General features: G+C 69.2%; 17 protein-coding genes. 6 read left to right on the top strand and 11 right to left on the bottom strand.

Annotated elements, in window-relative coordinates; translation table 11 throughout:
* Positions 1-51 precede the first annotated feature (51 nt).
* The 3 genes from ACFO6Q_RS07235 (at position 52) to ACFO6Q_RS07245 (ending at position 5,407) form a co-directional block, all read left to right on the top strand.
* The gene (locus tag ACFO6Q_RS07235) at positions 52-2,040 is read left to right on the top strand and encodes a sigma-54-dependent Fis family transcriptional regulator (protein ID WP_380019935.1); all 1,989 of its coding nucleotides are present in this window, start codon (positions 52-54) and stop codon (positions 2,038-2,040) included.
* Positions 2,041-2,144: 104 nt separating this feature from the next.
* The gene (locus tag ACFO6Q_RS07240) at positions 2,145-4,271 is read left to right on the top strand and encodes a TonB-dependent receptor family protein (protein ID WP_380019936.1); all 2,127 of its coding nucleotides are present in this window, start codon (positions 2,145-2,147) and stop codon (positions 4,269-4,271) included.
* 77 nt (positions 4,272-4,348) lie between these two features.
* Positions 4,349-5,407: an STAS-like domain-containing protein gene (locus ACFO6Q_RS07245; RefSeq protein WP_380019938.1), complete on the top strand. Its 1,059-nt coding sequence runs from the start codon at positions 4,349-4,351 to the stop codon at positions 5,405-5,407.
* Positions 5,408-5,443: 36 nt separating this feature from the next.
* Here the strand turns inward: ACFO6Q_RS07245 and ACFO6Q_RS07250 are convergent, their stop codons facing one another.
* Together ACFO6Q_RS07250 and ACFO6Q_RS07255 are read right to left on the bottom strand one after the other, a co-directional pair.
* Positions 5,444-6,238: a glycine zipper 2TM domain-containing protein gene (locus ACFO6Q_RS07250; protein ID WP_380019939.1), complete on the bottom strand. Its 795-nt coding sequence runs from the start codon at positions 6,236-6,238 to the stop codon at positions 5,444-5,446.
* Between the two features lie 277 nt (positions 6,239-6,515).
* The gene (locus ACFO6Q_RS07255; protein ID WP_380019940.1) at positions 6,516-8,831 is read right to left on the bottom strand and encodes a Tex family protein; all 2,316 of its coding nucleotides are present in this window, start codon (positions 8,829-8,831) and stop codon (positions 6,516-6,518) included.
* Positions 8,832-9,127: 296 nt separating this feature from the next.
* Here ACFO6Q_RS07255 and ACFO6Q_RS07260 point away from each other — a divergent pair, with 296 nt between their 5' ends.
* Positions 9,128-9,469 carry a zinc ribbon domain-containing protein YjdM gene (locus tag ACFO6Q_RS07260; RefSeq protein ID WP_380019941.1) on the top strand — a complete coding sequence of 114 codons (342 nt, stop codon included), beginning with the start codon at positions 9,128-9,130 and terminating at the stop codon, positions 9,467-9,469.
* A 12-nt stretch (positions 9,470-9,481) separates the two neighbouring features.
* Here the strand turns inward: ACFO6Q_RS07260 and ACFO6Q_RS07265 are convergent, their stop codons facing one another.
* Positions 9,482-11,821, bottom strand: coding sequence for a TonB-dependent receptor (locus ACFO6Q_RS07265; RefSeq protein ID WP_380019942.1), 2,340 nt, complete (start codon positions 11,819-11,821; stop codon positions 9,482-9,484).
* Between the two features lie 127 nt (positions 11,822-11,948).
* Between ACFO6Q_RS07265 and ACFO6Q_RS07270 the strand changes: the two genes are divergently transcribed.
* Positions 11,949-13,322: a histidine kinase gene (locus tag ACFO6Q_RS07270; RefSeq protein ID WP_380019943.1), complete on the top strand. Its 1,374-nt coding sequence runs from the start codon at positions 11,949-11,951 to the stop codon at positions 13,320-13,322.
* Between the two features lies 1 nt (position 13,323).
* Here the strand turns inward: ACFO6Q_RS07270 and ACFO6Q_RS07275 are convergent, their stop codons facing one another.
* From ACFO6Q_RS07275 to ACFO6Q_RS07310, 8 genes are all read right to left on the bottom strand, one after another.
* On the bottom strand, positions 13,324-13,989 hold the full coding sequence (locus tag ACFO6Q_RS07275; RefSeq protein ID WP_380019944.1) for a response regulator transcription factor: 666 nt from the start codon (positions 13,987-13,989) through the stop codon (positions 13,324-13,326).
* 68 nt (positions 13,990-14,057) lie between these two features.
* Positions 14,058-14,633, bottom strand: a complete 576-nt coding sequence (gene gfa, locus ACFO6Q_RS07280; RefSeq protein ID WP_380020047.1) for an S-(hydroxymethyl)glutathione synthase — start codon at positions 14,631-14,633, stop codon at positions 14,058-14,060.
* A gap of 237 nt (positions 14,634-14,870) precedes the next feature.
* Positions 14,871-15,980 (bottom strand): S-(hydroxymethyl)glutathione dehydrogenase/class III alcohol dehydrogenase, encoded by a 1,110-nt coding sequence (locus tag ACFO6Q_RS07285; RefSeq protein WP_380019945.1) that lies wholly within the window; start codon positions 15,978-15,980, stop codon positions 14,871-14,873.
* A 238-nt stretch (positions 15,981-16,218) separates the two neighbouring features.
* Entirely contained in the window at positions 16,219-17,199 is a 981-nt protein-coding gene (locus tag ACFO6Q_RS07290) for a YVTN family beta-propeller repeat protein (protein WP_380019946.1), read from the bottom strand.
* Positions 17,200-17,294: 95 nt separating this feature from the next.
* Complete coding sequence (locus ACFO6Q_RS07295; protein WP_380019947.1) at positions 17,295-17,789, bottom strand: c-type cytochrome; 495 nt, start codon at positions 17,787-17,789, stop codon at positions 17,295-17,297.
* A 54-nt stretch (positions 17,790-17,843) separates the two neighbouring features.
* A complete protein-coding gene (locus ACFO6Q_RS07300) occupies positions 17,844-19,454 on the bottom strand; it encodes a quinoprotein dehydrogenase-associated putative ABC transporter substrate-binding protein (protein ID WP_380019948.1) in 1,611 nt (536 codons plus the stop codon).
* 231 nt (positions 19,455-19,685) lie between these two features.
* Complete coding sequence (locus ACFO6Q_RS07305) at positions 19,686-21,563, bottom strand: PQQ-dependent dehydrogenase, methanol/ethanol family (RefSeq protein WP_380019949.1); 1,878 nt, start codon at positions 21,561-21,563, stop codon at positions 19,686-19,688.
* A gap of 306 nt (positions 21,564-21,869) precedes the next feature.
* Positions 21,870-22,850 (bottom strand): chorismate transformation FkbO/Hyg5 family protein, encoded by a 981-nt coding sequence (locus ACFO6Q_RS07310; RefSeq protein ID WP_380019950.1) that lies wholly within the window; start codon positions 22,848-22,850, stop codon positions 21,870-21,872.
* A gap of 84 nt (positions 22,851-22,934) precedes the next feature.
* Here ACFO6Q_RS07310 and ACFO6Q_RS07315 point away from each other — a divergent pair, with 84 nt between their 5' ends.
* Entirely contained in the window at positions 22,935-23,219 is a 285-nt protein-coding gene (locus tag ACFO6Q_RS07315; RefSeq protein WP_380019952.1) for a phosphopantetheine-binding protein, read from the top strand.
* The last annotated feature ends 56 nt before the right edge of the window (positions 23,220-23,275 follow it).

Consider the following 23,275-nt stretch of genomic DNA (forward strand, 5'->3'; position numbering starts at 1 on the left):
TGCGGATCGCCGCGATGGATGCACGTGATCCGCGCTACGCGGAGATGATGCATGAGCGATTCAGCCCTGGCCGTACGGCACGCCTCCCGCGTCCTCAAGGCCGTGCGCGGGGAGCTGCGTACTTCGCTGGCGCCGCACGTGGCCAAGTCCTGGGACCGCTGCCTGACCGAATACGGCATGGTCCCCGACGGCGCGCGCGCCACCGCGGTGCTCGAACCCAGCCAGCTGCGCGAGCGCCAGCAGCGCATGGGCGAACTGCTCGGCGTCGCGCGCGCGGAGATGGAAAGCCTGTACGAGCAGATCTCCGGCTCCGGCTACGCGGTGATCCTGGCCGACGCCGACGCGACCATCCTGCACACGATCACCGATCCGACCCTCAAGCGCGAGTTCCGCCACGCCGGTCTGTGGCTCGGCGCGCTGTGGGACGAGCGCCACGAGGGCACCAACGGCATCGGCACCGCGGTCGCCGAGCACGCGCCGGTGACGGTGCACCGCGACGAACACTTCATGGGCTACAACGTCACGCTGTCGTGCTCCGGCGCGCCGATCCTCGACGCGCGCGGCGGCCTGCTCGGCGTGCTCGACGCCTCTTCGGCCAACAGCAGCGACACGCGCCTGATCCAGCGCCACACCATGGCCCTGGTCACGATGTCGGCGAACCTGATCTCGCGCTTCCATTTCCTGCGCGAATTCCCGGATGCCTACATCCTGCGCTTCCACAGCCGCCCCGAGTTCGTCGGCCTGCTGCACGAGGCGCTGATCGCGGTGGCCGGCGACGGCACGATCCTCGCCGTCAACGAAAGCGCGATGGCGCAGCTCGGCCATCCCGACCGCAGCCGCCTGGTCGGACGGCCGATCGAATCGGTGTTCCAGTTCGCGTTCTCGACCCTGCAGCAGCGCGCGGCCAACGATCCGCGCACGATCTGGCCGATCCGCGAGGTCGAGCACGGCCGCCGCTTCTTCGCCCTGGTGCGCTCGCGCGAGCAGGCCGGAGCGCGTGCCGCCGACGGCGGTCCGCGCAGCGCCACGCTGATCTCGCTCGGCCAGGAGGGCGGCGGGCGGCGTCACGTCGGCAGCGATCCGTCGATGCTGCACAACCTCAACTGCGCCCAGCAGCTGTTCGGCAAGCGCGTGCCGATCCTGCTGCAGGGCGCCACCGGCACCGGCAAGGAAGCGTTCGCGCGCGTGCTGCACAACGCTTCGGCCTGGGCCGGCAAGCCGTTCGTCGCGGTCAATTGCGGTGCGATCCCCGAATCGCTGATCGAGAGCGAGCTGTTCGGCTACACGCGCGGCGCCTTCACCGACGCCGACCGCCACGGCCGGCCCGGCAAGATCCTGCAGTCCAGCGGCGGCACGCTGTTCCTCGACGAGATCGGCGACATGCCGCTCACGCTGCAGACGCGCCTGCTGCGCGTGATCGAGGAATTCGAGATCGTGCCGCTCGGCGGCGACCAGTCGATCACGGTCGACCTGCACGTGATCAGCGCCAGCCACCGCGACATCCGCCAGATGGTGCAGGACGGCGACTTCCGCGAAGACCTCTACTACCGCCTCAACGGCATCACGCTGCAGCTGCCGCTGCTGCGCGAACGCGCCGACCGCGCCGAGCTGATCGAGACGCTGCTGCGCGAGGAAAGCGACGATGCGGCGCCGGTCAGCATCCAGCCCGACGCGCTGCACGCGCTGCTGAACTATCACTGGCCCGGCAACATCCGCCAGCTGCGCAACGTGCTGCGCACCGCCGCCGCGCTGTGCCAGGACAACACGATCCGCATCTCCAACCTGCCGCAGGAACTGCTCGACGCGGCGGCGAAGGGCGTGCCGGCGCCGCCGGTCGCGCGCGAGCTGCCGATCGCGCTGACGCCCAACGCGGCCGAGAGCTGCTGCCGCACGCCGCTGGACACCGCCGAGCACGCCGCCCTGCTGCGCGAGCTGGAGCGCAACCGCTGGAACATCACGCACACCGCCGACGCGCTCGGCGTCAGCCGCAACACGCTGTACCGCAAGATCCGCAAGCACCAGATCCCGCTGGCGGAGTGACCTCGCACCGGCGCGCCGCCGAGCGCCCGTTTCACGATTTTCGCTAGCGGCCCGCGTCGCCGCCCTTGCTAGCATCGACGGCTCGAAGTCGACGGGACGAGGGCATGCGCGGTACGGACTGGAAGGTGATGCTCGCCGGCTGCGGGCTCGCGGCACGGGTGTTCGCGGCGGAAGACGCCCCGCCGGCGCCGCCGAAGGAAGACCTGCCGACCGTCGTCGTCACCGCCACCCGCAGCGAGCAGGATGCCTTCCAGGTGCCGGCCTCGATCGACTCGGTCGACGTCGACGCGCAATCGGACACGCTCGGCGTGAACCCTTCCGAATTCCTCGCGGCCATTCCCGGCGTGCTCGCGCGCGACCGGCAGAACTACGCGCAGGACGAGCAGATCTCCATCCGCGGCTTCGGCGCGCGCTCCACCTTCGGCGTGCGCGGGCTGCGCCTGTACGTCGACGGCATTCCGGCGACGATGCCGGACGGGCAGGGCCAGGTCTCGCATTTCAACCTCGATTCCGCCGAGCGCATCGAGGTGCTGCGCGGGCCGTTCTCGGCGCTGTACGGCAATTCCTCCGGCGGCGTGATCCAGGTGTTCACCGCCGACGGCGAAGGCCCGCCGAGGTTCGACTTCGGCCTAGCCGGCGCGAGCTACGGCACCTGGCGCACGAGCGCCAACGCGCGCGGCGCCAGCGGCGGCTTCGACTACAACCTCGATTTCACGCATTTCGAAACCGACGGCTACCGCGACCACAGCCGCGCCCGGCGCGAGTCGGGCAACGCCAAGCTCGGCTGGAAGATCGGCGACGGCGGCAAGCTGACCGTGCTGCTGAACACGGTCGACCTGCCCGGCGCGCAGGATCCGCTCGGTCTCACACGCGCGCAGTTCCAGGCGGATCCGCGCGGCGTCGCCGCCGTCGCGCAGCAGTTCAATACGCGCAAGAGCGTGCACCAGGACCAGGCCGGTGCGATCTACGAACAGGACCTCGGCGGCGGCCACGGCCTGCGCCTGCTCGGCTACGCCGGCCGGCGCGAGGTCGAGCAGTTCCTGGCGGTGCCGACGTCGGCGCAGGCCAATCCGCTGCATTCGGGCGGCGTGGTCGACCTCGACAGCGACTACGGCGGCGCCGACGCGCGCTGGACGTATCGCGGCGAGCTTGCCGGCGGCGCGTTCGACCTCGCCGCGGGCCTGGCCTGGGACCGGCAGGAGCAGCATCGCCGCGGCTACGAGAATTTCGTCGGCACCGCGCTCGGCGTGCGCGGCGCGCCGCGCCGCGACGAGATCGACACGGTGCGCAACTTCGACCAGTACGCGCAGGCGAACTGGCGCTTCGCCGAACGCTGGACCCTGACCGCCGGCCTGCGCCACAGCCAGATGCGCTTCGATTCCGCCGACCGCTACGTCACCGCGGCCAATCCCGACGACAGCGGCCGCGTCGACTATGGCGCGACCACGCCGGTCGCCGGCCTGCTCTACCGCGCGGCGGACTGGGCGAACCTGTACGTGTCCTACGGCAAGGGCTTCGAGACGCCGACCTTCAACGAACTGGCCTACCGCGCGGACGGCCGCGCCGGCCTCGCCTTCGACCTGACGCCCGCGCGCACGCGCAACGCCGAACTCGGCCTCAAGCTGCGCCCGGCCTCCGGCCTGGAGGCGAATTTCGCCGTGTTCCGCGCCGACACCAGGGACGAGCTGGCGGTGGCCACTTCCGCCGGCGGCCGCACGACCTACCAGAACATCGGCAAGGCGCGCCGCGACGGCGCCGAGGTGTCGCTCGACTGGCGCTTCGCCGAGCGCTGGCGTCTGCAGGCCGCCTATACCTGGCTCGACGCGACGTTCCGCTCGGCGTTCGCTACCTGCGTCGGCACGCCGTGCACGCCGACCCAGGTCGCCGCCGGCACGCGCATTCCCGGCATTCCCAGGCAGGACGTGCACGTTGCGCTGCAGTGGGGCGGCGAGCGCGGCTGGCGCGCCTCGTTCGGCGGCGACTACGTCGACACGGTGACCGTCAACGACCTCGGCAGCGACCGCGCACCGGCATACTTCGTCGCCGGCGCCGACCTCGCCTACGGCTTCGAGCTGCCGTCGGGACAGCTGCGCGCCTTCGCGCGCGTGGACAACCTGTTCGATCGCCGCTACGCCGGCTCGGTCATCGTCAACGATGCCAACGGCCGCTACTTCGAGCCGGCGCCGGATCGCACCGTGATGGTCGGGCTGCGCTGGAGCTGGTCGCGCTGAGGCGGTCCCGGTGTTCGAAACTTTACAATGATCTCGAATAACTATTTAATCGAGGCGCGTAACTTTCCAATCGTGCAATGCCGCGCCCGAATCGTTCCGTCCAGATCGAAACCGCCTTGCTGGCCGAGGCGCCGCGGCACCCCGGCGACTTGGTGCGTGTCGTCTCGGATGCGATCGGCGTCAGCCGCGCTGCGGTCGTCGCACGAGCCCGTGTTCTGATCGAGGAGGGCTATCTCGAAAAATCGGGCACCACGCGGCCGACGTATCGATTGGGGCGAAACCGACGCAGCTCCGTCGAGCATGCCTTGAAGGGCTTGGCCGAGGACCGGGTGTGGTCGAGCGATGTCGCTCCGCTGCTGGAGGGTTTGCCGCGCAACGTCATCGACATTTGCCATCATGGCCTGACCGAGATGGTCAACAATGCGATCGACCATTCCGAAGGCCGCTTCCTGCAGATCTTCCTCGATCGTACCGAGGCGCGCGTTGCCTTGATGGTGGCCGACGACGGCATCGGCATCTTTCGCAAGATCACACGCGCCCTCGAATTGCCGGACGAGCGTCTGGCATTGCTGGAGCTGTCGAAAGGAAAACTGACCACCGATCCGGCAAAGCATTCGGGTGAAGGCATCTTCTTCACCTCGCGCATGTTCGACGTCTTTACCATCCAGTCGGGCGGTCTGATGTTCGATCACGACGATGCGGAAAGCCGGGACGTGCTCGCCGAAGTCGATCTGCCTGGTTCATCCGTCGGTACGGCGGTGGTGATGGAAATTGCCGTGCCGTCGGCGCGGACGACGAAGGAAGTTTTCGATCAGTTCTCCAGCGGTCCGGACGACTACACGTTCGCGAAGACGATTGTGCCGGTACGTCTCGCACGGATCGGAGACGAAAATCTGGTTTCCCGCTCGCAAGCCAAACGACTGCTTCGGCGAGTCGATCGCTTCAGCACCGTGATCCTGGATTTCGAAGAGGTGACGACGATCGGCCAGGCCTTCGCCGACGAGGTTTTCAGGGTCTTCGCGAACGAGCATCCGGCGATCGAACTGATCCCCATTCATGCCGCTCCGGAAGTGCAGCAGATGATCCGTCGCGCCGAAGTCGCGCGCGACGAGCAGCCTCAGTTGCCTCTGCTGTAGCTCTCCGGCGAGAGCCAGCGCGTCGGAACGCTCGAACTATTCGATCCCGCGCACCGGCAGCTCGACGCGCTCGCCCGGATCGTGGTCGAGGCGCACCTTCTGCGTCGTGCCGAGGTATTCGTAGACGACGTCGTAGGCGACCACTTCCTCGGTCGGCTCGTTGATCTGGCGGCAGCGGCGTTCGGTGGTCGTGTAGGTGTTGCGATCCTGCTGGCCCTGCTGGATCTTCTTGCCGGCGTAGCCGCCGCCGACCGCGCCGGCGACCGTGGCGATGTCGCGTCCGCGCCCGCCGCCGACCTGGTTGCCGATCACGCCGCCGGCGATCGCGCCGATGACGGTGCCGGCGATCTGGTGGTCGTCCTTCGGCCGAGCCTTGTGCACGATGCGCTCGTCGCGGCACACCTCGCGCTTGCGGTCGACCTTGTGCTTGACCGGCTGCACGCTGACCACGTTGGCGTAGCGTGCGCCCGCGGACGGTGCTGCGGCGGACGCCGACGGGCGGGGTGCGGCCGGTTCGTCCTCCGGCGGCGCCGGCTCGGCGGCGCTTTCCTGCGGTGCCGGCGCCGCCTGTGCGGTCTGCGACGGTTCGATCGAATGCGGCGGCGCGGCGACCAGGTCGCGCGCGGTCGGCGCCTGGGGTGCGGCCGGTGGTGGCGCGTCCTTCGGTGCGTCGGGGGCCGGCGCGGCGGGCTCGACCGCCGGTGTGGCGGCCGGCGTGTTCGCCGCGGCCGGAGCGCTCGTCGATGCCGGCTTGTCGCCGCAGGCGGCGAGGCCGACGAGCAGCGCCGTGGCGAGTGCCAGTTGCAGGCTGAATATGGTGAGTGTCTTCATGGCAGCACCCCGATAGGAAATCCTGTGTGCCAGTGTACGGCGCACGTCCGCGCGATCCGCCGAGTGGCGGATTCTCGTTTGGTGTCCGCTCAGGTGGCTGGTGGCGCGTCGTTCATGCGGCGCGCCGCCGTTCTCCCTCTCCCGCTTGCGGGAGAGGGCCGGGGTGAGGGCGGGCGGAGCGAAGCGCACGTGCCGTGAGAGTCGCTCTCACGGTTTCCCTCACCCGCGCCTTTTGGCGCGACCTCTCCCGCCGGCGGGAGAGGTGAAACGCAACGACTCAGTTCTTGCGCGCGCGCGCGAACGCGTCGGCGAACGCGCTGTTCACCGGCGCCGGCGCGGCGGCCGGCTTGCGCGCAGGGGCGCCGCGCGGAGCGCCGCGGTCACCGCGGTCGCCGCCACGCGATTCGCGCGTGTTGCGCGCTTCGCCGGGCACGTCGTCCAGACGCATCGACAGCGCGATGCGCTGGCGCTGCAGGTCCACTTCCATGACCTTGACCTTGACGATGTCGCCGGCCTTGACCGCCTCGCGCGGGTCGCGCACGAATTTGTGCGACAGCGCCGACACGTGCACCAGGCCGTCCTGGTGCACGCCGATGTCGACGAAGGCGCCGAACGCGGCGACGTTGGTGACGCGGCCTTCGAGCACCATGCCGACGACGAGGTCCTTCAGGTCCTCCACGCCCTCGGCGAAGGTCGGCGCGACGAAGGCCGGGCGCGGGTCGCGGCCGGGCTTCTCCAGCTCCTTCAGGATGTCGCGCACGGTCGGCAGGCCGAAGCGCTCGTCGGTGAACTGCGAGGGATTCAATCCACGCAGCAGCGCGCCGTCGCCGATGACCTGCCGGGCCTCGCGTCCGCAGGCGGCGACGATGCGCGCGACCACCGGATAGGCCTCCGGATGCACGCCACTGGCGTCCAGCGGCTCGTCGCCTTCGGCGATGCGCAGGAAGCCGGCGCACTGCTCGAACGCCTTGTCACCGAGCCGCGGCACCTTCTTCAGCGACTGGCGCGTGCGGAACGGGCCGTTCTCGTCGCGGTGGCGCACGATGTTCTCGGCCACGCTCGAGGAAAGCCCGGCGACGCGCGAGAGCAGCGGCGCGGACGCGGTGTTCACGTCGACGCCGACCGCGTTCACGCAGTCCTCGACCTTCGCGTCGAGCGCACGCGCGAGCTTGATCTGGTTCACGTCGTGCTGGTACTGGCCCACGCCGATCGCCTTCGGCTCGATCTTCACCAGTTCGGCCAGCGGGTCCTGCAGGCGGCGCGCGATCGAGACGGCGCCGCGCAGGCTGACGTCCAGCCCCGGAAATTCCCTGGCGGCCATCTCGGAGGCGGAATACACCGACGCGCCAGCTTCGCTGACGACGATCTTGGCGATCGTGCCGCCGAGCTTCTTGATCAGCTCGCCGGCGAGCTTGTCGGTCTCGCGCGAGGCGGTGCCGTTGCCGATCGCGATCAGCGCGACGCCGTGCCTGAGGCACAGCGCGCCGAGTTCGGCCAGCGACTGGTCCCACTGGCGGCGCGGCTCGTGCGGATAGACCGTGCTCGTCGCCAGCAGCTTGCCGGTGGCGTCGACCACGGCGACCTTCACGCCCGTGCGGATGCCCGGATCCAGGCCCATGACCACCTTCGGGCCGGCCGGCGCGGCCAGCATCAGGTCCTTGAGGTTGTCGCCGAACACGCGGATCGCCTCGTCCTCGGCACCTTCGCGCGCGCGGCCGAACAGGTCCAGCGTCAGCGACAGGTGCAGCTTCACGCGCCAGGCGAGGCGGCAGGTGTCGAGCAGCCAGGCGTCGGCGGCGCGTCCGCGCGCGGCGATGCCGGCCGCGGCGGCGACGCGGCCTTCGGCTTCGGCGTTGCCCTGCTCGGGCTCGGCCGTCGGCAGCAGGTCGAGCGCGAGCACGCCCTCGTTGCGCGCGCGCAGCAGCGCGAGCATGCGGTGCGAGGGAATCTTCCCGATCGCCTCGGCGTGGTCGAAGTAGTCGCGGAACTTGGCGCCTTCGTTCTCCTTGCCCTCGACGACCTTGGCGCGGACCTGGCCCTTGCTCCAGACCCAGTCGCGCAGCTCGCCGAGCAGCGCGGCGTCCTCGGCGATCGACTCGATCAGGATCTGCCGCGCACCGTCGAGCGCCGCCTTCACGTCGGGCACGCCCTTGTCCGCATCGACGAACGCGGCGGCGCGTTCTTCCGGCGCGACGGTCGGGTCTTCGCGCAGGCCCAGCGCCAGCGGTTCCAGGCCGGCTTCGCGCGCGATCTGCGCCTTGGTGCGGCGCTTGGGCTTGTACGGCAGGTACAGGTCTTCCAGCCGCGCCTTGGTGTCGGCCTCGAGGATCTGCGCCTTCAGCGCGTCGTCGAGCTTGCCCTGTTCCTCGATGCTGGCGAGGATCGCCGCGCGGCGGTCCTCCAGTTCGCGCAGGTAGCCCAGCCGTTCCTCCAGCAGGCGCAGCTGGGTGTCGTCCAGCGCGCCGGTGACTTCCTTGCGATAGCGCGCGATGAAGGGCACGGTCGCGCCGCCGTCGAGCAGTTCGATGGCGGCCTTCACCTGCGCCGGCTGCGCGGCGATGTCCTGGGCGATGCGTTGTTCGATGGAAAGCATGCGGTCGATCGGTTCCTGATTTGAAGAGTGCGGCCGGGGATGGCCGCGGTCGGATCTGTCGAAGCCGAAGCCTCGGCGCGTGTCTGCCGCCGTGCGGATCGCGAGAGGCGCCAGCGGAAAAGCGAAGGGCCGCATCAGCGGCCCCCGGCGGATTCTAGCAAGGCCGCCCGGCCGCGGAACGTACCGGGCGCGGCCGCGGTATCGGCGGGCGCGCCGATCTGTCGCGGCGCCGGCGCGACGTGCGCCTCGTGCAGCCTTTAGAATGCGCCGCTTCCTTCCGTCGTCGAGTGCCGCGCATGTCCGCGATCCCGCCCTGTCCGCAATGCACGCTCGAGAACACCTACCCCGACGGCGACAACTTCGTCTGCGCGGACTGCGGCTACGAGTGGCCGTCGGCGCCGGCGGCTGCGGCAGAGACCGCCGCCGTCGTGCGCGACAGCAACGGAAACCCGCTGGCGGATGGCGACACGGTGGTGGTGATCAAGGACCTCAAGGTCAAGGGTTCGTCGATTCCGCTCAAGCAGGGCACCGTCATCCGGAACATCCGCCTGGTCGAGGACGACGCCGAGCACATCGAAGGCCACTCCGACAAGATCAAGGGCCTGGTGCTGAAGACCTGCTTCCTGCGCAAGGCCTGACCGGCGCCGTCCCTACAGCGCGAGGCGGAAGCCGACCCACGCGCCGCGCGGCTGCGCCGCGCCGTAGAAGCGCGGGTCTTCGAAATCGGGGAATACCTCGTCCGGCTCGCCGAGCGTGCCGAACGTGTGGTAGCGCCGGTCGAAGACGTTGTCCACGCGTGCGAACAGGCTGAAGTGGCGGTTGAACACGTAGTTCGCGCGCAGGTTCAGCACCGCGTAGCCACCGGTCTTGCCGAGCAGGTTGGCCTCGTCGCCGCGCAGGTACTGGCCGGAGTTGGCGATCAGGTCGCCGCCGATGCCGAACGCCGGGGTCAGCGCGAAATCGGCGCCGAGCTTGACGCTGTGCCGCGGCAGGCTCGGGATGCGGTCGCCCTTGCGGATGAAGATCAGGCCGTCGTCGTCGGCGTCGGGGTGGTTGGCGCTGTTCTCGGAGAACGCGCTGCGGTAGGTCGCGTCGAGCAGGGTGTAGTTCGCGTACCAGCGCAGGCGCTTCTCCCACAGCGCGCCGGACAGGCTCGCCTCGATGCCCTGCCGGCGCGTGTCGCCGACGTTGGCGAAGAAGCCCTCGTTGGACTGCACGCCGCCGGTGGACTGGAACAGGATGTCGTCGACGTTGGTCGTGCGGAACAGGCCCAGGTGCCAGTTCAGGTGCTGGCCGTTGCCGGGATCGCCGAGCGTGCCGCGCACGCCGGCTTCCCAGCTCTTGGCCACCACCTGCTTGAGCGGCGGATCGGACAGGAACTGGTTGGGCAGCTTGCACGGCGCTTCCTCGTCCGAGCAGGTCAGCTCGACCGGCGTCGGCGCGCGCGTGGACTCGCTGTAGCCGCCGTAGAGGTTCAGCGCGGAACTCCACTGGTAGGTCAGGCCGGCGGCCGGGTTGAAGCGCGAGAAGCGGTGGCGTCCGTTGAGGTCGGGGTTCTCGCCGGTCAGGTCCTGGATCGTCGTGCGCGTGTGGTTGCTGCGCCCGGACAGGGTCAGCGCGAGCGCGTCGGTGATCGACAGCGTGTCGGTCGCGAACACGCCGGTGCTGCGCGTGCGGCTGCGCACGCGCAGCGCGTCCTCCGGCACGAACAGGCCGGAATTCGGCGAGGTGCTGCGGTCGTCCAGCAAGGTGGCCACCTCGACCGCGGAGTCGAACACGAGGCGGCCGTCGGTGTGATCGACGCCGACCACGAGCTGGTTCGCCATGCCGCCGATCGGCTGGTCGAAGCTCAGCTGCAGGGTGCCGCCGTTGCTGCGCTGACGCCGGTGGCTGATGTTGTTGATCGCGTCGTATTCGGAGGAGATCGGCTCGCCGTTCTGGTCGAGCACGCGTTCGTCGCTGTCGTCCTCGCACAGCACGTCGTCGTCGTCCTCGCATTCCTCGAAATCGCTGCCGTCGCCGTTGTACGAGCGCGTCCTGACCTCGCGGTGGAACAGATTGAACGACAGCCGCGTCGATTCGCCGAGGTCGAAGCTGCCCTGCGCGCTGACCAGGTCCATGCGGTTGGCGGTTTCGTCCGGCGCGGTGAAGACCGCCTTCCAGTCGCGCGCGAGCAGTTCGGCCGGCGCGGCGCCGTTGCCGGTCAGGTCGGTGTCGGCATGGCCGAGGTGCAGGTCGAGCGAGGCGCCTTCGCCGCGCCACGACAGCGTGCCGTAGAAGTTCTTCGCGTTCGACGGCGACAGGTCGCGCCAGCCGTCCTCGTCGAAGCGGTTGCCCATCAGGTACCAGCCCCAGCTGCCGCTGTTGCCGGCCGTCTCGAAGGTCGCCTCGGTGCGGCCGAACGAGCCGCCGTAGAACTCGAAGCGAGTGCCCGGATCGCTGAAGCCGGTCTTGGTCTGGATCGAGATCGCGCCGCCGAGCGTGTTGAGGCCGAACACCGGATTGGCGCCGGCGAGCAGGCTCATGCGCTCGATCGCCGCTTCCGGGATCAGGTCCCAGTTGACGGTGTCGCCGAACACCTCATTGACGCGCACGCCGTCTAGGTACACCGACATGCCCTCCGAACCGCCGAGCAGCGGCGTGGCGGTGAAGCCGCGGAACTGTACGTCCGGCTGCAGCGGGTTGTTCTGCGCGCCGTTGGTCGTCACGCCGGCCAGATGGCGATTCATGAAGTCGGTCAGGTCCAGCGTCTGCGCGCGGTTCAGCGCGTCGTCGTTGATCGACTGCACGTTGTACGGAAGCTTGCCCGCGGCGATCTCGGTGCCGGCGATCGGCGTGACGCCGACCACGCTGACGAGGTCGAGCGTGGTCACGTTCTCCGGGTTCGTCGACGGCGGCTCGGCGGCGCCGGCGTGGCCGAGCAGGCCGGCCAGCGCGGCGGCGAGCGGTGCGAGGCGGCGGCGTGGCGAGGGTCGGCGCAGGTGCGGCATGGAGACTTCCCCTTGTGCGGATTCGTGGTCGCGTAGCATCGTGAATGGACGAGCCCGGTTCGCCGCAACGTTAGGCGCACGCAGGCGGGCCGGCCATAGGAACGATTCCCGATCGTCGGAGCGGTCGATGCAGATTTCCCGTTACCTGATGCTGCGCATCGCCGCGCTGAGTTTGGCCATCCTCGCGGCGGCGCTCGCGCTCGCGCTGTGGCGGGCGCAGGTCGACGTGCGGCGCGAGGAAGTGGGCGCCGCGCAGACCGCCCGCCTGTTCGAGCGCCTGTACGCGCTCGAGAACGGGCCGCGCGCCGACGTCGATGCGAACATCGCCGCGCTCGAGCGCATCGCCGCGTCCGGCGACCTGCGCCACGTGCGGCTGGAACTGCGCGACGCGCTCGGCCACGTGCTGGTCGCGCCGCGCGCGGCGCCGCCGCCGGGCGTCCTGCAGCGCGCGTTCGCGCGCCTCGCGCCGGGCGTGCGCGGCGAGCATCGCGAAGCGTCCGGGCCTTGGACGCTGCGCCGCGACGACGGCCAGGTGTTCGTCGCGACGGTCGCGCTGGACCCGGCCAGCGAGCAGCGCGAGGCGCTGGACAACCTGCTCGGCATGCTCGGCCTGCTGGCCGGTTTCGCCCTCGCCGTGCTGGTCGCCGTGTACTGGGCGCTCAAGCGCGCGCTGGCGCCGCTGCAGCCGATCCTCGGCGCGATCGCGCGCTACGAGCGCAACGACTTCGAGCACCGCCTGCCGCCGCAGCGCCTGCGCGAGATGGACGCGATCGCGCGCGCGCTGAACCATCTCGCCGCCGCGCTCGGCCAGGCGCAGGAGCAGCGCCGCCGGCTGAGCCTGAAGCTGCTGACCACGCAGGAGGACGAACGCGCGCGGCTGGCGCGCGAGCTGCACGACGAGTTCGGCCAAGCGCTGACCGCGATGCGCGCCGACGCGCTGTGGCTGACGCACCGCACCGCCGCGCAGCCGGACGTGCAGAAGGTCGCGCACGAGTTCGCCGCCCACAGCGAGCGGCTGCATCTGGGCGTACGCGACCTGCTGCGCGAGCTGCGCCCGCGCGGTGCGCGCGCGCCGCTGCGCCGCCTGCTCGAAGACCTCGTCGCCAGCTGGCGCGAGCGGCCGGAGCAGGCCGTGCGCATCGAGCTGGCCTGCGGCGTCGACGATTCGCGCCTGGGCGACGAACTCGTGCCGACGCTGTACCGGCTGACGCAGGAGGCGCTGACGAACGCGATGCGCCACGCGCAGGCGACGCGGATCCGCATCGAGCTGGAATCGGCCGACGCGGACGCGGTGGAGTGGCGCTACGAGGACGACGGCGTCGGCATCGAGTCGGTCGAAGGCGCCGCGCAGCGCGGCAACGGCCTGGCCGGCATGCGCGAACGCGTCTGGGCGCACGGCGGCGATCTGCGCATCGGACCGTCGCGCGCGGACGCGACGCGGCCGGGCCTGCGTCTGGTCGCGCGGTTCGACGGCGGCGCGCACGCGCAGGCGGGGTCCTGAACTACTGCAGCCGGTTCGAGCCGGAGCCTTGCAGCAGGCCGTGCTCCTGCGCGTAGCGGTACATCTCCAGTGCGTTGCCGAGGCCGGTCTTGTGGCGGATCGTGGTCTGGTAGTTGGCCACGGTCTTCACGCTGAGGCAGCGGTCGGCGGCGATCTGCTCGACGCCGACGCCGCCGGCGAACAGCAGGAACAGGTCGAACTCGCGCGGCGACAGCTGCTTGTGCGGCAGCGCGCCGGCATCCGTGGACGCCTGCAGCGCGCCGGCGATTTCGGCCGACAGCGCGCAGCCGCCCTCGCCGACGAGGCGCACCGCGTCGATCAGCGATTCCGGCGGACTGCTCTTGGTGACGTAGCCGCTGGCGCCCAGGTGCAGGGCCTGCGCGGCCAGCGCCGGGCTGTCGTGCATCGTGAACACGAGCACGCGCAATTGCGGAACGCGGTGGCGCAGGCGCTGCAAGGTCGCCAGGCCGCCGCGGCCGGGCATCGACAGGTCCAGGATCAGGATGTCGGCGCGATGATCGCTGAGCCAGCGGTAGGCGCTTTCGCCGTCGGCGAATTCGGCGACCACCTCGACCGTCTCGTCGAGTTCGAGCAGGCGGCGGTAGCCGCTGCGCACGACCGCGTGGTCGTCGGCGATCGCGATCTTCAGCGGTTCGCAGGCGGGCATGGGTTTGGCCGAAGGCGGGAACGCCGGTCGCGCGCCGCGGCGATGGATGCCGCGACGCGCGCTTCCGGTCAGGACTTCAGCACGCCCGACAGCTTCGCCGCTTGCGTGGCCAGCGCGTCCATCAGCGGCGGATTGAGGCAGTCGTAGGGTTCCAGGCCGACGTCCTTCAGCCGGCCGCGCACGGCGCCCATGTTGGCCGGATCGGCGCCGGACTCGATGATCGAGGAGACGAACGCGGCGAACCCGGGCGGCGCCCAGCCGGTCTGCGGCGACAGCTCGGTGTGGATGAAGTCCAGGCCGTAGAACGCGTGCTTGTCGTTCTCGATGCGGCCGTACATGTGCACGCCGCAGCCGCTGCAGGCGTGGCGCTGGATGGTCGCCTTGTCGTCGACGATCTTCAGCCTGCCGGCGTTGTCGGTCACGTCGACCTTGTCGCGCGGCACCACGCCGACGACCGAGAACAGCGCGCCGTCCGGCTTCCAGCACTTCGTGCAGCCGCAGGCGTGGTTGTGCAGCACCTGCGAGCCGATCGAGACCTTGACCGGATTCTGCGCGCAGTGGCAGACGAGGGTGCCGCCGGCGAAGCCGTCGGCGGCGGGCTTGATTCCGTTGTCGACGGACGGATGGATTGCGACGGCCATGATTTGCCTCCCGATTGGATGTTCAGCTCCGTTGGAGCATCGTTGATTCACATTTTGCAGCAGCTTGATCACCTCTCCCGCTTGCGGGAGAGGTCGCGCCGCAGGCGCGGGTGAGGGAGATCAGAGCGCAGCGCTTCGTTTCCCCTCATCCGCCTTCGGCACCTTCTCCCGCCGGCGGGAGAAGGAAAAGCATGGAGCTTGCGTTGCCGGAGTCTGCAAACGCCAAATTCAAAAGCGCCTCTAGTACTTGATCACCGAACGGATCACCTTGCCCTCGTGCATCAGGTCGAAGGCGTGGTTGATCTGTTCGAGCGGCAGCACTTCGCTGACGAACTCGTCCACTTTCAGCTCGCCGGCGAGGTAGCGGTCGACGTAGCCCGGCAGTTGCGAGCGGCCCTTGACGCCGCCGAAGGCCGAGCCGCGCCAGACGCGGCCGGTGACGAGCTGGAACGGGCGCGTGGAGATCTCCTGTCCGGCGCCGGCGACGCCGATGATGATCGACTCGCCCCAGCCCTTGTGGCAGCACTCCAGCGCCGAGCGCATCACGTTGACGTTGCCGATGCACTCGAACGAGAAGTCCACGCCGCCGTCGGTCAGGTCGACCAGCACCTGCTGGATCGGACGGTCGTAGTCCTTCGGATTGACGAAGTCGGTGGCGCCCATCGCCTTGGCCATTTCCCACTTGGACGGGTTCAGGTCGACCGCGATGATGCGCGAGGCCTTGGCCATCACCGCGCCCTGCACCACGGCCAGGCCGATGCCGCCGAGGCCGAACACCGCCACCGTCGCGCCCGGCCACACCTTGGCGGTATTGAGCACCGCGCCGACGCCGGTGGTGATGCCGCAGCCGAGCAGGCAGACCTTGTCCAGCGGCGCCTTCGGGTTGATCTTCGCCAGCGCGATTTCCGGCAGCACGGTGTACTCGGAGAACGTGCTGGTGCCCATGTAGTGCAGGATCGGCTTGCCCTTGATCGAGAAGCGCGAGGTGCCGTCGGGCATCAGGCCCTTGCCCTGCGTCACGCGGATCGCCTGGCACAGGTTGGTGCGGCCCGAGGTGCAGAACTTGCAGACGCCGCATTCGGGCGTGTACAGCGGGATCACGTGGTCGCCGGGCTTGACGCTGGTCACGCCGGGGCCGACTTCCTGCACGATGCCGCCGCCTTCGTGGCCGAGGATCACCGGAAACAGACCTTCCGGATCGGCGCCGGACTGCGTGAACGCGTCGGTGTGGCAGACGCCGGTCGCGACGATCTTCACCAGCACTTCGCCGGCGCGCGGGCCTTCCAGATCGACTTCCTCGATTTCGAGGGGTTTGCCGGCCTCCCAGGCCACGGCTGCTCGGGTTTTCATTGTTCGCTTTCTCCTACGTTCAAGCGTCCTTGGGACAGCGTCGCCGTTGCTGCAATGTGCATGCCATTTGCGGCGCGCTTTCGGGCCTCGCGCAAGGCCCGGTTTTTCTTCGCCTTCCGCGGCGGCCGCGGCAGCGCGCGCCGTGGTGGTGAAACGGAAATGGAACACCTGCCGGCGCATCGCCCCGTTCGCCGCGGAACAGTGCCGGTGCCGGCTGCGCGCCGGCGCCGCGATGTCCTCACTGCGGGATGACCACGCCCCACGGCAGTTCGCCGACGGCGATCTCCTTGACCACTTCGAGCTTGCCGGTGTCGATCACGCTGACGCTGTTGGAGCGGCCGTTGGCGACGTACAGCTTCTTCCCGTCGGGCGTCAGCGCCATGTTCCAGGGCCGCTTGCCGACCGCGACCTCCTTGACCACCTTGTCCGTCGCGGTGTCGATCGCCGACACGCTGCCGGCGCCGCCGTTGGCGACGTAGACGCGCTTGCCGTCGGCGCTGGCGATCGCGCCCGCCGCGCGCAGTGCGGTCGGGATGCTGGCCACCTTCTTGCGCGCGCCGACGTCGATCACGTCGACCCCGTTCGCCGCCTCCTGCGCGACATACACCTTCGAGGCGCCGACGAAGGCGGTGCCGCGCGGATGGCCGCTGGTGGCGATGGTGCCGGTCGAGGCCTTCGCGGCGAGGTCGATCACGTCCATGTCGTTGGAACCTTCGTTGCTGGTCAGCAGCGATTTCCCGTCGGGCGTGAACTCGCAATGCTCGGGATTGCGGCCCTTGGTCGGGATCTGCGCCTCGACCGCGAACGTCGCCGCGTCGATCAGCAGAACCCGGTGCTGGCCCTCGACGCAGACCGCCAGCTTCCTGCCGCCGGGCGCCAGCCGCACGCCTTCGGCGTCCTCGCCGATCTTCACGCTGTGGCGGATCGTGTCGGTGGCCGGATCGATCGCGACGAGCTGATCGTGCTCGGCGTCGACCACGTAGATCGTGGTGCCCTTGGCGTCGGCGTCGATCGCCTGCAGGCGCTTGCCGAGCTTGCCGCCGGCGCTGAGCGTCTTCACCACGGTGTCGCCCGCGGTGTCGATGACCGAGATCGTGCCGCTCTTCTGGTTCGGCACGTAGGCCAGGGGCGCGGCGGCGACCGCGCCGGACACCGCGCAGGCGAGCGCGGCGAGGACGGGGGAGAGGAACGGGATCCTGCGGGGGCTGGAGGAAATCATGTCTGCTCCGGTCGAATGTGTCGGACCCGGCATCGTGCCTCAGAGTCCCTGCACGGTCATCCGGCGCGGGGCGCCGGACGACCGCGAACGGAGTTTCACCAGTTCTTGGCGGCCGGGTCGCCGGCGTACCTGGAACGCACGTAGGCGAGCATCTTCCACAGCTCGTCGTCGGTGACGATGCTGGCGAACGGCGGCATGTCGCCGACCACGTTCTCGTGGCCGATACGCGAGTAGCCCTTGCCCTGCAGCCCGGTGCTGCCGAGCTTGACCAGGTTGAACAGGGTCGTGTCGTCGCTGCCGTAGACCCAGGTGTCGTTGACGACCGGCGGACACATGCCGCCGCCGCCGCCGGCACCGTGGCAGCCGCTGCACGCCTTCGACACGAACAGGTCCTTGCCCTTGGCGATCGCCTCGGCGTTGTCGGTGTAGGGATTCTTGACGATGTCCAGGCCGTGGTCGTTCTTGCCGCCGGCCGCCGCCGGCTTGGTCGCGTCGGCCTGCGCGTGGGCGTCGTGCTGGAACGCGGCCAGCGCCGCGGCGGAACACGCCGCCGCGAACGCGACGGCCGTCAAGGTGGTGCGAAAGGTCATCTTCATCTCCATCGTCTTGCATCGATCAACAGCAGGGTTCCGCGGTCGCGCGGTTCAGCCTTTCGGACGCTCGCTGAGCAGGGCCTCGACCTGCGCGTTGCGCTTGGCGCGCGCGATCTCCAGCGCGGTCTGACCTTCGGCGTCCTTGGTGGTGGTGTCGGCGCCGGCCGCGAGCAGCAGCCGGGCCGCGTCGGCGTTGTTCTCGGCCGCGGCGAGCATGAGCGAGGTGATGCCGGCCTTGTTCGCCGCGCCGACCTTCGCGCCGCGCTGGATCAGCAGATCGAGCACGCCGTCGGCGCTCTTGGCGGTGGCGAACATCACCGGCGTGTAGCCGGCCGCATTCGCCGCGTTGACGTTCGCGCCGGCGTCGAGCAGCTGCTTCACGCGCGCGGCGTCGCCGTAGGTGATCGCGACCGAAAGCGCGCTCCAGCCGCTGGTGCCGTAGATGTCCTTGTTCGCGCCCTTGCGCAGCAGCAGCGCGATCATGTCCGGATTGTTGCGGTACACCGCGAACATCAGCGGCGACCAGCCGTCCTTGTCGAGCCGGTCGATGTCGGCGCCGCGCTCGAGCAGGATCTGCGCGATCGCCAGATGACCCTCGCGCACCGCGGTCTGCAGCGCGTTGTAGTCGAGCTCGGCGACCTTGTTCGGATCGGCGCCGCGATCGAGCAGGAAGCGCACGCGGTCGGGATCGTTGCCGAGCACGGCGTCGACGAGCTCCTTGCTCGCGTCGCCGCCTTCGGCCAGGCGCGACTTGGTCGCGGCCAGTTCCTGTGCGGAGGATTCGGGATGGTCGCCGCGCGCCTGCAGGTGCGCCTTCTCGATCGCCGTGTACGGGCCGTGCTCGGGCAGGTCGCCGGACACGACGCAGTCGTCGCAGTGCACCAGCGGCACGCCGTAGTCGGCGAGGATGGCGCGGATCTCGTCGCGATTGGCCTCCAGCGCGCGATCCAGGCGCTGCTTGAGATCCTTGTCGGCGCGGCGCACGCCGAGCGACATCTCGAACTCGAGCGGGATGCCGTCGTCGAGCCGGTTCATCGGCAGCAGGGTCAGCGGCGCCTTCTTCTTGACCGCGTAGTAGCCGGCGATCGGCCCCCAGGCCTCCGCGGCGTCGAGCGTGCCGTCGACGACCTGCTCGACCTGCTTGCCGGGATAATCCTTGGTATTGGAATAGGAGTCGAAAAAGACGTATTGAACCCTGGTTTTTTCCAGCACTCCGTGTGAGCGCAGGGCTTCGCGTGCCGGAGAGCTCTGGAACACGCCGATATTCAGGGTTTTAAGCAGCGGATCGTCGAGCGATCCGATGTGGTATTTGCGGTCGTTTCTGTGCACCAGAACGAAGGTCGATTTGAAATAGGGCTTGGTCGTCAATGCCATTTCGAAATCGGACGGCACGTCCATCAGCACGTCGCACTGGCCGGCGTTGAGCGTGCTGCGTACCAGGCCGCGGCCGTAGTAGGGGTACCAGTAGTACTCCAGGGTGGTGCCCATGCCCTTGGCGAGCACCTCGGCGACCTTGTTCTGAAAGCCTTCGCCCTTGTTGTTGGACAGCGGCATGTTGCCGGGGTCGGCGCACACGCGCAGCGGAAGGGCATCTTCGGCGGCGGCGGCGAAGTTCGCGCAAGCCAGGGCGGCGGCGAGCGCCAGGGTCGCTTTCAAGGACATGGGCCACTCCTCGATTTCGGCTGCGATCCGCGAACGAATGAAGACGTTATGCGGACCGGATTGAATGCAGGCTGATCGGGAGTGTAGCGCGTGTATCGAAGCAATAAACGGCGGATATTCGATAGGGAAAAATTCACTGCTCTGTATTTCCGGAACTCGACGACCCCCGCCCCGGGTCGAAAAAAAAGCGCCGGGGCCCATCGGGCCCCGGCGTGTGGACCGTGATCTGGCCTATTTCTGGGCCACCTTCTTGCCGACCGCCTCGCCGGTGTCAACGCGGAACGTGAACAGCGATCCGCCGGTCGGGATCTTGTCGAAGCCGTTCTGGTACGCCAGACCGACCGCGCCGAGCGCGCCGAACGGATCGGACGGGTCGAGGCCGCCCGCGATCGGCAGGCCGATCCAGCCGCCGATGCCGGTGAAGACCGACACGTACTGGTGGCCGGCCACCTTGTAGGTGATCGGGTTGCCGATGATTCCCGACGACAGCTTCTTCGACCACAGGATCTTGCCGCTGTCCTTGTCGACCGCGCGGAACCAGCCGTCGAGCGTGCCGTAGAACACCACGCCGCCGTCGGTCACCAGGGCGCCGCCCCAGGTCGGGAACTTCTCGTTGATCTCCCACTTGGTCTTGCCGGTGGTGACGTCGAAGGCCTTGAAGTTGCCGAGGTTGCCGGGCTTCTCCGGCTTCATCGCGACGTTGGCGAACACGTAGACGATGCCGGTCATGATCGCGCCGCGTTCCTTCGGCTCGTCTTCCATGTACCAGTTGTTGGTCGGGCAGAAGAAGATCTTCGAATCCTTCGGATCGACCGCGCACGGCTGCTGGTCCTTGCCGCCCATCGCCGACGGCGAGGCCTTGACCGGCTTGTTGAGGTCGAACGGCGAGTGTTCCTTGACCTTGATCGGACGGCCGGTCTTGAGGTCGATCTTCTCGGCCCAGTCGACGTTGACGTACTTGTTGGCGTGCAGGATGGTGCCGTCGCGGCGATCGAGCACGTAGGCGAAGCCGTTGCGGTCGAAGTTGACCAGCACCGGCTTGCCGTCGATCTCGACGAGGATGTTCTCGTTGATGCCGTCGTAGTCCCACTGGTCGAACGGCGTCTTCTGGTAGCCCCACACGGCCTCGCCGGTGTCGGGCTTGCGCGCGAAGATCGTCATCGACCACTTGTTGTCCTGGTCGCCCTTGTTGCACTCCTCGTGCGTCTTGTACTTGCAGCGGTAGGTCGGGCTCCACAGGCCCGGGTTGCCGGTGCCGTAGTAGACGAGGTCGAGCTTGGGATCGTAGGTCAGCCAGCCCCACGGCGCGCCGCCGCCACGCTGCCATTCGTCGCCCGGATAGCTCTTCACGCCGAGGTCGCCGAGCTGGCCGTGTTCCGGATGCGCCTTGTTGAAGTCCTTGCCCAGGCACACGTCCTTGTCCGGACCGGTGCTGTGGCAGACCCAGGCCTCCTTGCCGTCGGCCAGGCGGTACGCGGCGAGCCGGCCGCGCGCGCCGAACTCGTCGCCGCCCATGCCGGTGATGACCAGATCCTTGACGATCAGCGGAGCCGGCGTGGAGGTCTCGCCCTTCTTCGGCTCGGCGTGCTTGACCTTCCACACCTCCTTGCCGGTCTTGGCGTCGAGCGCGATCAGCTGGCCGTCGAGCGTGTTGAACACGAGCTTGCCGTCGGCGTACGAGGCGCCGCGGTTGACCGTGTCGCAACAGGCCACCGCGACCGCGTGCTCGTCCTGCTTGGGCGAGTACTTCCACAGCACGTGGTAGGCGTCGGGCTCGGACAGATCCAGCGCCCACACGTAGTTCGGGTAGCCGCTGACGTAGTACATCGTGTTGCCGATCACCAGCGGCTGGCCCTCGTGGCCGCGCGGGCCGCCGGTCGACATCGACCAGACCATCTCCAGGTCCTTGGCGTTGCTCTTGGTGATGTCGGCCAGCTTGCTGTGGCGCGTGCCGGCGTAGTCGCCGCTCGGCGTGCCCCAGCCGTCCGGGTTCTGCGACATCTTCATGACTTCGTCGTTGGCCGTCGCGGCGCCTGCGACGAGCGCGGCCGCGACGGCCGCGCACAGCGCGAACGATCGCGGTTGATACCCTGCGAAGAATCTACTCATATCGGTGCTCCCTCCTGACGAACTGGCAAGTTTTTTTGAGGCGCTCGTGCGGCCGGATCTGTCGCAGAAGCCCGATCCCGCTGCCGGGCCGGTCCTGCGACGCACCGTTTTATCTGCAGCGCTCGTGCCAAAAGCGGCCGCCCAGGAGAAATTCACAAGGATCAATGCATTGCAAATTGTTGCGCCGCAACGATTTTTTGCCACTGTGCCAAGCACGGAACAGTCGTCCGCGCGGCATTGCGCCGCGGCTGGCATAGCGCGGCCGGATCGGGGAGGAAACGCGGGAAGCGACGCGCCGCGGGCGCGTCAGGAGGCGGCGTGGTGCGAGCCGTCGATCTCGACCAGCAGTTCGCGGCGGCAGATGTCGCCGGCGAGCAGCAGCAGACCGCCCAGGCGCGGCACGCGCCGGCGCAGCGCGGCCTCGAGCACGGCCGCGTCGGCCGCGTCGCGCACGTACGCCTTCAGCAGGCTGCCCGCACCGAGCTGCGCATCGGGAACCGCCGCCTGGCGCAGCAGGCTGTCGAGATTGGCCAGCGTCTCCTCGATCTGCGCGTCCAGATCGTCCTCGTGCCGCGAGGCGTGACCGACCACGGCGGCGGTGCCGGAGATCAGCAGCTGCGCGGCCGAGGTGCGCATGCCGCGCGCGAAGGTCGGTGCGGTCGGGCCGTACTGGCGCGGGTAGCGCCAGGCGCTGACCTGGCGCGGGTTCTCGATCGCAGCGCCCGCGTTGCGCGCGGCCAGGCCGTAGACCTGCAGCACGCGCACGCCGTCCTGGCGGCCGATCGCGGTCGCGGCCGGATAGCGCGTGCCCGCCGCCGCGCGCATGCCCTGCGCGCGGCCGTCGCAGAACCGCCGGTAGCGCTCCTCGTCGCCGTCGCCGAGGTTGATCGCGTCGAGGTAGTTCCACAGTCGCAGCAGATGTGGCGTCGAGCCGCCGGAGACGAAGGCGGTCAGCGTGTGATAGGCATACTGCGCGGCGGCGACGATGCCGCCGTGCGCCGCCTCGTCGGCCTCGATCGCGAAGAACAGGTGCTCGCCGTCGCTGCTCCAGCGCAGGTCGCCGTCGCGGCCGCTGTGCACCGGCGCGACGCCGCGCCAGACCTCCAGCGCGGACGCCTGCACCGGCTCCAGCCCGACCCGCAGCACGCGCGGATCGGACGGCAGCGCGGCGGACGCGCCGAAGCCGATCACGGCCAGCACGTCGGGCTGTTGCAGCAGGAGTTCCGCCGGTGCCTGCTCGTAGCCGAACCGCACCAGCGCGTCGGGTTCGGTCATCGGCATCGACATGCGGTTCACGGCATTGCGGCGGGACGGAAGGCGCGGGGCGCGGATGATACACTACCGGGCTATCTTTCCGCCCGAACCCGCCGCATGAACACCAAAGCCAGCGTCGCGCAGACGCCAGCCGAACACGAGCTCGCGCAGCTGCTCACCGAAAGCCTCAACATCGACTGGGTCAAGCCCGACGAGATCGATCCGGACGCCGCGCTGTTCGGCAGCGACCTCGGCCTCGACTCGATCGACGCGCTCGAGCTGGCGCTGGCCGTGTCCAAGCGCTACGGCTTCCAGCTGCGCTCGGACAATCCGGACAACCGGCGCATCTTCGGCAGCCTGCGCGCATTGTCGGCGCACATCCAGGAACACCGCGCGAGCTAGCGTGCGCGACGGGGACGGGCGGGCGCGCACCGGCCGCCTTCTGCGCGACAATGGCC

Source organism: Dokdonella ginsengisoli, from assembly GCF_042652785.1.
GTDB classification, from domain to species: domain Bacteria; phylum Pseudomonadota; class Gammaproteobacteria; order Xanthomonadales; family Rhodanobacteraceae; genus Dokdonella_A; species Dokdonella_A ginsengisoli.